Origin of the sequence: Streptomyces sp. 147326 (assembly GCF_045000215.1) — a bacterium.
GTDB lineage: Bacteria > Actinomycetota > Actinomycetes > Streptomycetales > Streptomycetaceae > Streptomyces.
Map to the genome: position 1 here is coordinate 1858433 of NZ_CP134201.1, position 10444 is coordinate 1868876.

General features: G+C 72.9%; 12 protein-coding genes. All 12 read right to left on the bottom strand.

The window, feature by feature from the left end; all coding sequences use genetic code 11:
- Window positions 1–68 precede the first annotated feature (68 nt).
- The 12 genes from RIU97_RS08470 to RIU97_RS08525 all read right to left on the bottom strand — a co-directional run bounded on the left by RIU97_RS08470 (window position 69) and on the right by RIU97_RS08525 (window position 10421).
- A complete protein-coding gene (locus RIU97_RS08470; protein ID WP_404954773.1) occupies window positions 69–173 on the bottom strand; it encodes a DUF6893 family small protein in 105 nt (34 codons plus the stop codon).
- Window positions 170–724, bottom strand: a complete 555-nt coding sequence (locus tag RIU97_RS08475) for a hydrogenase maturation protease (RefSeq protein WP_404954775.1) — start codon at window positions 722–724, stop codon at window positions 170–172. Before RIU97_RS08475 ends, RIU97_RS08470 begins: the two co-directional genes overlap by 4 nt.
- The gene (locus RIU97_RS08480) at window positions 721–2163 is read right to left on the bottom strand and encodes a hypothetical protein (RefSeq protein WP_404954777.1); all 1443 of its coding nucleotides are present in this window, start codon (window positions 2161–2163) and stop codon (window positions 721–723) included. Before RIU97_RS08480 ends, RIU97_RS08475 begins: the two co-directional genes overlap by 4 nt.
- Complete coding sequence (locus RIU97_RS08485; RefSeq protein WP_404954779.1) at window positions 2160–2864, bottom strand: DUF6084 family protein; 705 nt, start codon at window positions 2862–2864, stop codon at window positions 2160–2162. The genes RIU97_RS08480 and RIU97_RS08485 overlap by 4 nt, the downstream gene beginning before the upstream one ends.
- Window positions 2861–3520: a DUF5947 family protein gene (locus tag RIU97_RS08490; protein WP_404954781.1), complete on the bottom strand. Its 660-nt coding sequence runs from the start codon at window positions 3518–3520 to the stop codon at window positions 2861–2863. The genes RIU97_RS08485 and RIU97_RS08490 overlap by 4 nt, the downstream gene beginning before the upstream one ends.
- Entirely contained in the window at window positions 3517–4038 is a 522-nt protein-coding gene (locus RIU97_RS08495) for a hypothetical protein (RefSeq protein ID WP_404954783.1), read from the bottom strand. The genes RIU97_RS08490 and RIU97_RS08495 overlap by 4 nt, the downstream gene beginning before the upstream one ends.
- A complete protein-coding gene (locus RIU97_RS08500) occupies window positions 4035–5819 on the bottom strand; it encodes a nickel-dependent hydrogenase large subunit (protein WP_404962790.1) in 1785 nt (594 codons plus the stop codon). The genes RIU97_RS08495 and RIU97_RS08500 overlap by 4 nt, the downstream gene beginning before the upstream one ends.
- A gap of 86 nt (window positions 5820–5905) precedes the next feature.
- Window positions 5906–6961 (bottom strand): hydrogenase expression protein HypE, encoded by a 1056-nt coding sequence (locus tag RIU97_RS08505; RefSeq protein WP_404954785.1) that lies wholly within the window; start codon window positions 6959–6961, stop codon window positions 5906–5908.
- Window positions 6962–7034: 73 nt separating this feature from the next.
- Window positions 7035–8900 (bottom strand): hydrogenase maturation protein, encoded by a 1866-nt coding sequence (locus tag RIU97_RS08510; RefSeq protein ID WP_404954787.1) that lies wholly within the window; start codon window positions 8898–8900, stop codon window positions 7035–7037.
- Between the two features lie 184 nt (window positions 8901–9084).
- The gene (locus RIU97_RS08515) at window positions 9085–9477 is read right to left on the bottom strand and encodes a hypothetical protein (protein ID WP_404954789.1); all 393 of its coding nucleotides are present in this window, start codon (window positions 9475–9477) and stop codon (window positions 9085–9087) included.
- A gap of 83 nt (window positions 9478–9560) precedes the next feature.
- The gene (locus RIU97_RS08520) at window positions 9561–10064 is read right to left on the bottom strand and encodes a hypothetical protein (protein ID WP_404954790.1); all 504 of its coding nucleotides are present in this window, start codon (window positions 10062–10064) and stop codon (window positions 9561–9563) included.
- Between the two features lie 30 nt (window positions 10065–10094).
- Complete coding sequence (locus RIU97_RS08525; protein ID WP_404954792.1) at window positions 10095–10421, bottom strand: hypothetical protein; 327 nt, start codon at window positions 10419–10421, stop codon at window positions 10095–10097.
- Between the last annotated feature and the right edge of the window lie 23 nt (window positions 10422–10444).

Consider the following 10444-nt stretch of genomic DNA (forward strand, 5'->3'; position numbering starts at 1 on the left):
GTCGCGGTCGGGCACGCCGGTGCGCGGCGTGCCCCGTACGCCATTCGGGCGCGGCAGGGGCAGCGGCGTCACATCCTGCGCATGCGCAGGTAGCGCCTGAGGTCGGGGAGGACCACGGCCAGGACCGCGGCGAGGGCGGCGGCCGCGGCCCCGCCGATGACGGCGTTCTTCATGGGGTTCTCCTCAGTTCGCGGCGGAGGCCGCCGGTTTCGTCGGGGTCCGGACCACGGATCAGGTCCAGGGCCATGCGTACGGCTTCCGGGACGGCGGCGGTCACGGGTGCGCTGAGGCCGATGCCTTCTTCGACGCAGGCCGGTTCGCAGCCGAGGACCAGCGTGCGCCGCGGAGGGGTGGCGCCGGTGCCGGCGCACAGGGTGCCGAGCAGCGCGAGGACGGTGTCGGGTGACATGTGGTGGCCGTCGAGGACGGGACCGCCGGGCGCGGCGCCCACGGGGCCCGGGCTGCCCGGATCCTCGCTGCCGTCGGCCTCGATGAGGTAGAGCGTGCCCGGCTCGCCGCCCCGTGCGGTGGCGTCGATCAGCAGGAGCGTGTCGTAGCCGTCGAGGAGCTGGTAGGCGAGGTGGACCCCGCGTACGCCGAAGTCCACCACCTCGACCCCTTCGGGCAGCGGGTGCGAGGACAGTGCCCGCACGGTCTCGACGCCGAAGCCGTCGTCACCGAGGAAGACGTTGCCGATGCCGGCGATCAGGACCCTGTCGCTCACGCGTCCTCCAGGGGGGTGACCTCGTCGGGCTGGAAGTAGAGGAACCTTCCCTGCTCCCGGCGGATGTCCGCGCCCGGGTCCTCCTCGACGGTGACGGCGAGGTGGACCCCGCCGTCGACGTCGTGCAGGACCGCCTCGACGAGCGCGGCACGGCCCTGGAGGAACAGGTCCTGGGCGTCGGTGCGCCGCAGTCCGGGGCGCAGCAGGACGCGGCTGCCCGGGCCCACCGAGGCGCCCCCGATCGTGATCCGGTCGCGGGCCGGGTCCGCGGTCTCCGCCCGGGCCGGGTCCCACCAGGGGGTGTCCGGGGTGAACACCGCGTCCACGTCGGGGAGTTCCGTCAGCAGGGGCGGCTGGTCCGGGCCGGCGATCTCCCGCAGGCCGCGCACCGCGCCGTGGAGGCGTTCCAGTACCTCGGGGGGCATGGAGTCGGCGAGGTCGATCACGGCGGCCGCGCGCGCGTCCGTACCGCGCGCCTCGCGCTTCTCCCGGTCGGTCAGGGCCGCCGTGCGCAGGGCGAGGATCTCGTCGATCTCGGTGGAGTCGTACATCGCGCCCGCGCTCTCGGGGGCGATGGCCGCGTGGTCCTCCAGGATGATCGGGGAGGACAGGACCACGTCGGCGCGGCCGGGTTCGCCCGCGAGCACCGGCCAGGTGTGGCGGTTGACGCACGCCGCCACCGCCTCCCGGGCCCATTCGGGCGGGTCGGTCATGGACAGGAAGGAGCCGGAGTCGAGGCCCAGCAGGAGGTGGGCGGCGACCAGCGCGTGCGGCAGGGCGGCCTCGCGGTCGGCGGCCCCGTTCCCGGAACCGGCCGCCGGGGCCCACGGGCTGGTGTTCTCCACCACCGCCCGGAGCCTGAACACCCGGTATGCGCCGTCGAGTTCGGTGGCCCGGAGCCGGAGGCGGCCGTCGACCTCCTCGGTACGCCGCACCATGCGGCCCACCGTCCGCCCGTCGGCGTCGAGGACGGTCTCGATGTCGTCCCGGGCGGGGCGGCGGAAGGGAACGGTCACTTCCCCGGCCGCCAGCTCGGCGACGGGGACGGTCAGTTCGACCCGCTCCTCCACGCCCTCGTCCCAGGGGACCAGGACGCGGTCGGCCAGGTGCAGCTCGGCGACCTCCGCGAAGCGGCCGTCCTCCAGGGCCTGTTGGACCGTGCGCCGCTGCGCCCGCAGGAACCGCAGCTCCAGGGCGAGCGTCGCCCCACCCCGCGGCTCCATCAGGATCTCGGTCTGCTGGAAGGCGTGCTCGTCGTGCGCGCGGCCCCACGCCGGGGGGACGAGCACGCCGAACTGCCAGCGCAGCCGGTTCTTGGCCGCCGAGGCCCGGTAGGGGTAGAGCACGTACCCCTCGAGGAGGACGGCGTCGGCCACCTGCCGGGCGACGGCGAAGCGGGACTCCCCGGCGGCGGTCGTCGTGGTCGGGGAGCCGGTCACGGGGCCGTCCTCTCGGTGCGGCGGGGCAGGACCGCACCCAGCCGGAGGGCCCCCGGCGGGGGCGGCTGCGGGGGCGGGGCGGCCGCGTCCAGCAGGGCCCGTACGGTCGCCTCCCACGAGGCGAGCGCGTGGCGGGAGCGGAAGGCGAGCAGCTCGTCCATGGTGTCGCGGGGCAGCCGGAGCCAGCCGCAGCCGGGGAAGTGCTGCTCGACCATCTCGCGCCACACGGCCACGGGCATCCGGTAGGCGGCTTCGCGGTCCCAGGGCACCGGCTCGACCCGGAAGCCGCCGTCACCGGTGAAGGCGGTGCCGGAGAACAGCATGAGCAGCGGTACCTCCCCGTCCTCCAGGGCTTCGAAGTAGCGGGTCGCGGCGATGTCCATGTCGTAGGTGCACGGAACGACCAGGTCGGTCTCGGTCTCCCCGGTGAAGCTCGGGACCATGGCCTGGACCTGGGCGAACTGCACGGGCTTGAGCGAGGTGCCCCAGCGGGCACGCTCCCCGAACAGGTCGGCCAGGCCCTCGGCCTCGGCCGGGCCGTAGCCGCGCCGGGCCGGTTCGATGCGGATCTGGCAGCGCAGGGCGAGGGCGTGCACCCGGGCTCCCCCGGCTGCGGTGATGCGCAGCCGGAAGACGAGGGTGGGGCCGGCGGCGTACGGGTCGGCGCGCACCCCGGTGCAGGTGAAGGAGAACTCCGTCATCGGACGTCCTCCGCCAGGACCCTGGCCCGGCGCTCCACCTGCGCGAAGAACGCGCGCAGCGCCTCCCGGGCCTCCGCCCCGCCGTCGAAGCCCTGCCACAGCAGCCGCATGCGCCCCACCAGCTCGTAGCAGATGTCGATGGGCACCAGGTAGCACTCGGTGCGGCCCTCCGAGCGGCGCAGCAGCAGCGCCTCCACGTCCGGTTCGAGCAGCGCGGCGAGCCGGCCCGTGCCCAGTACGGTCTGCCAGGTCTCCGGGGCGAGTTCGCTCTCGGTGGCTCCGGCCGGGCTCGGGTAGAGGGCGACGAGCCGGTCGAGGGCGGCGTTGCGGAAGAAGAACGCGACCCCGACCGGGATCTGGAGGAGTTCCCACGCGCCCTCGTCGAGACGGTGGCCCGGGTCGGTGAGGTAGCGGTCGGGGACGGCCCGAAGCCGTCCGGTGGCCGCGCCCGGCCGGTCGAACAGCAGGGCGCAGGCGGTGCAGGCGCAGACCAGCGTCCGCTTCTCGGTCTCCACCAGGTGGCGGTGGGACTCCCCGGGCACGATCACCCCGCACAGTTCGCAGGTCTCGGGCCGGGGCGGGCGCGGGCCCGCGAACCTGCGCAGCCCGCGCGGCGCGACGCGCGGGCCGTCCGTACGGATTCCGGCGCCGGTCACGAGACCCGCGCCGGGCTGGGGGGCCGGGTGCCGATCTGGAGGAGGGCGGGCGGCGGGGCCGCGGCGGGTTCCATCTCCACGCTCGTCACCTCGGGCGCGAAGCAGGCGAGGGTGTCCTCGAGGGTCCGCCGGGCGTCGTCCTGACCGCCGCAGCCGCAGCCGCCGGTCGCGGGCCCGGGGCGCAGCCGCAGGACGCCGGTGGTCTCGTCGAAGCCGACCAGCTCCACCGGGTCGTCCACCGAGTCCAGGGCGCGCGCGATCCGGGTGCGCGCGTCCTCGGGGTGCAGGCCGTGCAGGGAGAGCAGGCTCGCGACGAGTTCGTCGTCGAGCACCGCGCCGAGCGGGCCGTGTCCCAGCCCCTCGACGATCCGGGCGAGCCCGGCCCCGTAGAAGTCCATGAGGACGCGCACCAGTTCCTCGGCGGCCGCGCACGCCGCCCGGTCGCCCGTGGCGGCGATCCGGTCGAGCACCTCCTCGACCCTGCGCCCCGCCTGGGCGGCGTCGAGCACCGCGCTCATCCGCCCAGTCCGCTCAGGCCGGTGGGCACGTGCATGGTCTTCACCGTCTTGCCGCCGCCGACGTACATGTGGACGCCGCAGGGCAGGCAGGGGTCGAAGCTGCGCACCGCGCGCATGATGTCGATGCCCTTGAAGTTCTCCGGGCTGTTCTCCTCGAAGATCGGGGTGTTCTGGACGGCGTCCTCGTACGGTCCCGGCGTGCCGTAGCTGTCACGGACGCTGGCGTTCCAGGGCGTCGGCGGGTACGGGTGGTAGTTGGCGATCTTCCCGTCGCGGATCACCATGTGGTGCGACAGGACGCCCCGTACGGCCTCGGTGAAGCCCACGCCGATGGACTCGTCCGGCACCTCGAACTTCTCCCAGGTCTGCGTGCGTCCCGCGCGCACCTCGGCGAGGCCCTTCTCGGCGCAGTGCAGGGCGATGGCGGCCGCGTACGCCTGGAAGTAGGTGCGGGCGCGGTTGCGCTCCAGCGCGTTGCTCCACTTCGGGATCTTCCACTCGAAGCGGGTCTCGGGCTTGGTCATCGTGCGCGGCAGGGTGATGACGACGCTGTTCCCGGTGGCCTGGACGTAGTCGGTGTGGACCAGCCCGGACAGGGCGGTGGACCACAGGCGGGCGATGGGGCCGCCGCCGGTGTCGAGCGCGAGGTGGTCCTTGCCGTCGAACCAGCGGGGCGACATCACCCAGCTGTACTTGTCGTCGAAGTTCCGCTTCTGCGGGGCGGGGATGGTGTGCTGGTTCCACGGGTGGCGGGGGTCGACCGGGTTGCCGAGCGGGTCGTGGGTGACGAACTGCTCCTGGCCCTGCCAGTCGTCGTAGTACGAGCTGCCGAGCAGGATGCGGATGCCGAGGTTGATCTCGGTGAGGTCGTTGGTGACCAGTTTGCCGTCGACGATCACGCCCGGGGTGACGAACATCTTCCGTCCCCAGTCGGTCATGTTGGCGTAGGTGAAGTCGCAGTACTCGGGGTCGTTGAGGGCGCCCCAGCAGCCGAGCAGGACGCGCCGGCGGCCGACCTCCTCGTACCCGGGCAGGGCCTCGTAGAAGAAGTCGAAGAGGTCGTCGTGGAGGGGGACGACCTTCTTCATGAACTCGCAGTACCGCATGAGGCGGCTCATGTAGTCCGTGAAGAGCTGGACGGAGGCGATGGTGCCGACGCCGCCCGGGTAGAGCGTGGAGGGGTGCACGTGGCGCCCCTCCATCAGGCAGAACATCTCGCGCGTGTAGCGGCTGACCTGGAGGGCCTCGCGGTAGAAATCGCCCTCGATGGGGTTGAGGGAGCGCATGATGTCGGCGATGGTCTTGTAGCCGTGTTCCCCGGCGTGCGGGGACGGCGTGCGCTCGGCGAGCTCCAGGACACCGGGGTTGGTCTCGCGGACCATCTTCTCGCAGTAGTCGACCCCGACCAGGTTCTCCTGGAAGATGTTGTGGTCGAACATGTACTCCGCCGACTCGCCGAGGTTGATGATCCACTCGGCGAGGTGGGGCGGCTTCACCCCGTAGGCCATGTTCTGCGCGTACACGGAACAGGTGGCGTGGTTGTCACCGCAGATCCCGCAGATGCGGCTGGTGATGAAGTGCGCGTCGCGGGGGTCCTTGCCGCGCATGAAGACGCTGTAGCCGCGGAAGACCGACGAGGTGCTGTAGCACTCCGCCACCCGCTTCTGCTTGAAGTCGATCTTCGTGTGGATGCCGAGACTGCCCACGATCCGGGTGATCGGATCCCAGGCCATCTCCACCAGGCCGCTGCCGTCGCCGGCCGCCTTCGTCTTCGGTGTCATCGTGTCTGCCGTGACCCTTCTTCGGTGCGGGGAGCGGGAGTTGCTGCGGGTGCGCTTGCGCTGCGGGGAGGGGGAGGAGCGGGCCGTCACCAGGGCGGCCGGTAGCCCGTGGTCAGGCTGCGGCCGCCGTGCCTCCACTTCGGTTCCTCGTCCACGGTGTGGGCGGTGACCGCCCGGAGCTTGCGGACCAGGGCGCCGTACGCGCCGCTGGCCTTCGTGGAGACCTTGGCGCCGGGGGGCTCGTCCATGAACGGCATGAACTTGTCGGGGAAGCCGGGCATCGTGCAGGCGATGCAGATGCCGCCGACGTTGGGGCAGCCGCCGATGCCGTTCATCCAGCCGCGCTTGGGGACGTTGCACTTGACGACGGGGCCCCAGCAGCCGAGCTTGACCAGGCACTTGGGCGAGTCGTAGGTGTGGGCGAACTGGCCCTGCTCGTAGTAGCCGGCGCGGTCGCAGCCCTCGTGGACGGTGGCGCCGAACAGCCAGGTGGGGCGCAGCTTGTCGTCGAGGGGGATCATCGGGGCGGAGCCGGCCGCCTGGTAGAGCAGGTAGGTCAGGGTCTCGGAGAAGTTGTCCGGCTGGATCGGGCAGCCCGGCACGCACACGATCGGGATGCCGGCCTTCGAGGTCCAGTCCCAGCCCAGGTAGTCGGGCACGCCCATGGCACCGGTCGGATTGCCCTCCATGGCGTGGATGCCGCCGTACGTGGCACAGGTGCCGATGGCGACGACCGCGAGGGCCTTGGGGGCCAGCCGGTCGATCCACTCGCTGGTGGTGATGGGCTGTCCGGTCTCCGGATCGTCGCCGAAGCCGCACCAGTAGCCCTCGGGCTTGATCTTCTCGTTGGGGATCGACCCCTCGACGACCAGGACGAACGGATCGATCTCGCCCCGCTCGCCCTTGAAGAACCACTCGATGAACGTGTCGGCGCCGCCGACCGGTCCGCATTCGAAGTCGATCAGCGGCCAGTGCACGGCGATCTTGGGCAGACCGGGCAGCACGCCGGTCACGATCTCCTCGATGCTCGGCTGCATCGCGGCCGTCAAGGACACGGAGTCGCCGTCGCAGCTGAGGCCCGCGTTGATCCAGAGGATGTGGATCGGCGGGTCTTCGACCGGGTCCTTCGTCACTGCGGCCATGGGATGCCTCCTCGGGGAGGGGGTCGGGAAAGGGGGTGCGGAGAGGCGGCCTGTCTCGTCCTCACCCTTCTTGCTAACAGCAGGCCGGTCCGGGCGCCGCGTCAGGTGCGGCCAGTCCAGTGACATCGCGCGGCCGGACGGCCGAGCGGGGCGTGGCGGCGAGCGGCGCGGTGACGGCCGGATCGGCGGCCTGCGGGACGGCCCGGGGCTCGGCCTTCCGGGTGGCCTGCGGCGCGAGGGCGGCCGCGGGGACCCGGTCCGTCGTGGCACGGGTGAGGTGCGGCGGGGTGGCGACCGCGCGCTCCTTGCGTACGAAGGCGCGGCGCAGGGCGTGGTAGGGGGCGTCCGGGTCGAAGAAGGTCCGCCGCATCCGGGCCAGCTCGGCCTCGCGGTGGGAGGCCAGCGGCCGGACCGCCTCGTCGCGCTCGCGGGCCGCCTTCTTGGCGGCGATCCGGGCAGCGGTGGCGGGCAGCGCGGCGAGACGGGCCGCGAGGCGTTCCGTCTCGCCGGTGAACTCCTGGGGCGCGCAGGGCACCGTACGGTCGACCAGGCCCAGCCGCTGCGCGGCGGCGGCGCTCAGCGGCAGGGCCTCGGTGGTGAGGCGCTCCGCGAGGGCGGGGCCGACGCGGCGCGGCAGGGTGTACGTCCAGTACTCGGAGCCGTACAGCCCCATCAGGCGGTAGTGCGGGTTCAGGACGACGCCCGAGCGGCACCAGACCTCGTCCGCCGCGAGGGCGAGCACGGCCCCGCCGGCGGCGGCGTTGCCGCCCAGCGCACTGACCACGAGCCGGTCGGTGGTGGTCAGCACCGCCTCGACGAGGTCGTCCATGGCGTTGATGTTGGCCCAGGACTCCTCGGCCGGGTCGGCGGCGGCCTCGATGACGCCCAGGTGGATGCCGTTGGAGAAGAAGTCGCGGCCGCCGCCCAGGACCAGCACGGAGGTGGGGCGGGTGCAGGCGGTCCGGTACGCGTCCAGCAGGCGCCGGCAGTGCCCGGTGCTCATCGCGCCGCCGGGGAAGGAGAACGTCAGGAAGCCGGCCTGCCCCTCCTCGTGGTAGCCGATGTCGGACCAGGTGCGGCGGTGCGGGCCGGCGTCCGGGGGTGCGGGCACCTCGGGCAGCGGGGGCAGCCGGTCCGCCAGGGCCACCGTCGCGGGCAGTTTGGGTCCGGCCGGCCGGCCCGGCAGGCGGCGGGCGCGCAGTTCCGGGATCCATACGGCGCCGTCGGCGGTGGCCCGGCAGACCGCGCCGGCCCGGGTGGCCAGCAGTTCGCCGGGGCGGCCGCGCAGCTGTTCCTCGCGGTGGCCTCCGTGCAGGAACCACTCGCCGCCGAGCAGGTCGTCCCGTACGCCGGGCTGCGAGTCGGCGGCGCGCAGCGCGCGCAGGACCTGCTCGGTGCCGTCCGCCTCCCAGTCGATGCGGCGCTCCTCCTGGCGCAGGAGCGGCCGGGCCCGGCCGCCGGTCTGCGGCCGCGGGACGTAGGTGCCGGAGGCGAAGCGTTCCACCGCGAGGAGGACGGCCTCCAGGGCGGCGTCGGCGATCTCCCCGCGGTAGAGGTCGCTCTTGCCGACCGGCGGCACCGGGCACTCGACACTCGCCCACACGTCGCCGGCGTCCATCTCCGCGTTGGCCTGCAGGACCGTGACCCCCCATCGGGTCTCCCGGTCCTGGATCGCGCGGTCGAGGGAGGAGGGGCCGCGGTCGCCGACCGGTCCGGGGTGGACGATCAGACAGGTGTGGGCGGACCACACCTCCTCGGGGACGGCCGTGCGCAGCATCGGCGCGATCACGAGGTCGGGCCGGTGCCCGCGTACGGCCTCGGCCAGGGAGGTGTCGGGCAGGGCGAGTTCGACCGCGACGTGGTGGCCGTGGTCGCGCAGCTCGGCGTGGACTCGCTGCGTGAGGCTGTTGAACGCGCTCGCGACGAGCAGGACGTACACGTGATCTCCCAGCGGCGGCCCGGAGCCGCGGTACGGCGGTGCCCGGCCCGACCGGCCGTGCGTGTCCGGAACATGACCGGCCGCCTGAGATGGTCGGGGAGATCGGGGCGCCCGCGGCCGAGGCCGCGCGGGCCGTCACTCGAAAGCGCCCGTTACGGCGTCCGCTCGGCCCAAGGGCGGGCCGCTACTCGCCGCCCTCGATCCCGATGACCTCGGCCAGGTCCCGGTGCGCGGGGCCCGGCTCGCCCTGATGCTGCTCCAGGAGGGCGGCGGCGATGACGTCGAGCTTGAGCTGGATCGCGTGCTCGGCCCTGCGCTCGGAGTTCTTCAGCAGGGCCAGGAGCAGCAGGGCGACCGCGCCCATCGCGTCGCCGAGCAGGTGCCGCCAGCTCGCGTCCAGGTGAGCCAGGTGGACCGCCACGAAGCCCGCGACCAGCAGGACGCAGAACAGGGAGAAGGCAGCGGAGCTGGTGAAGTTCGAAGCCAGCTCCGCCAGCTTCTCGAAGCGGCCGAGCCGCCCGTCGTCGCCCTTCTCCGAGGGATGTTCGAGGGCCATGGTCTGCAGGTGCCCGATCACGCCGCGCCCAATCCCCTGGGCCCGGTCAAGCACCCGGCCGGTCCATGCCGGCGTGGTCCGGAGCCGCTGCCGGCTCCGGACGGTCACCTCGCCCGTACGGGCGCCCACAGGCTGACGCTCCACACGTCCCCGTGCCCCGCGTGGTAGCCCCGCTCCTCCTCCTCGTCGTCCACGACGGTCACGGAGACGTTGGACGCCGCCGCCCGGTATTCGAGGAAACCGCCCTGGTCGCCGACCGTGAGTTCCGGGGCTCCGGGGACGTGGGCGAGCTCCTCCCGCACGGCTTCCCAGGAGACGTGGCGGGGGAACTCGACCCCCATGGTCCGGGCCCATTCCCCGGCCATGTCGGGGCCGGACGCGAGCCGGTGCAGCTCGATGGACCCACCGGACATCACCCACTCGTCACCGGGGTTGAAGGAGAACTCGACGAATCCGTAGTCGCGGCGCAGCGACTCGCCGCCCTCGTCGACGACGTCGACGAAGCGGTGGCGGACGGCCCGGTCGACCTCGTCGAGGGTGGAGCCGATGCCGATCCCGTGCAGGCGTCCGGTCCTGAGGAACGAGACGAGGAATTCGATGCCGGTCACGGTCGGTTCTCCCGTGTCCCGCCTCGCCATCTAGAGTCGCGGGCTCCGCAGCGGCGGCTCCGCACCGCCCCATGCGAAGACATAGGGGTCTGCGCCGCCCGAGTACGCACACGTGATTCCGGTATCGGGCAGGTCGAATTCCTCTCGGAGCCACCCGTCCATGGCGAGGGCGGCAACCTCCGGCCGGTAGTCGGTCAGCGGGAAGTCGAGAGAGACGATCTCGAGGTACACGCCCTCCGGAAACCTGGCGCACAGCTCCTCGGCACGGAGCGCGACGACGAAGGAGAGCCAGGCCAGGTCCTCCCAGTACATGCCCGCGCCCGGAAGCAGCAGGCGGACTCCCCGGTAGATGCCCACGGAAGGAGCCGTCGCTTCGCCCG

What these genes read in the sequence shown, in the direction of transcription:
- RIU97_RS08500 (WP_404962790.1), bottom strand. Translation starts at nt 5,819, where the DNA reads ATGACACCGAAGACGAAGGCGGCCGGCGACGGCAGCGGCCTGGTGGAG.
- RIU97_RS08495 (WP_404954783.1), bottom strand. Translation starts at nt 4,038, where the DNA reads ATGAGCGCGGTGCTCGACGCCGCCCAGGCGGGGCGCAGGGTCGAGGAG.
- RIU97_RS08485 (WP_404954779.1), bottom strand. Translation starts at nt 2,864, where the DNA reads ATGACGGAGTTCTCCTTCACCTGCACCGGGGTGCGCGCCGACCCGTAC.
- RIU97_RS08505 (WP_404954785.1), bottom strand. Translation starts at nt 6,961, where the DNA reads ATGGCCGCAGTGACGAAGGACCCGGTCGAAGACCCGCCGATCCACATC.
- RIU97_RS08470 (WP_404954773.1), bottom strand. Translation starts at nt 173, where the DNA reads ATGAAGAACGCCGTCATCGGCGGGGCCGCGGCCGCCGCCCTCGCCGCG.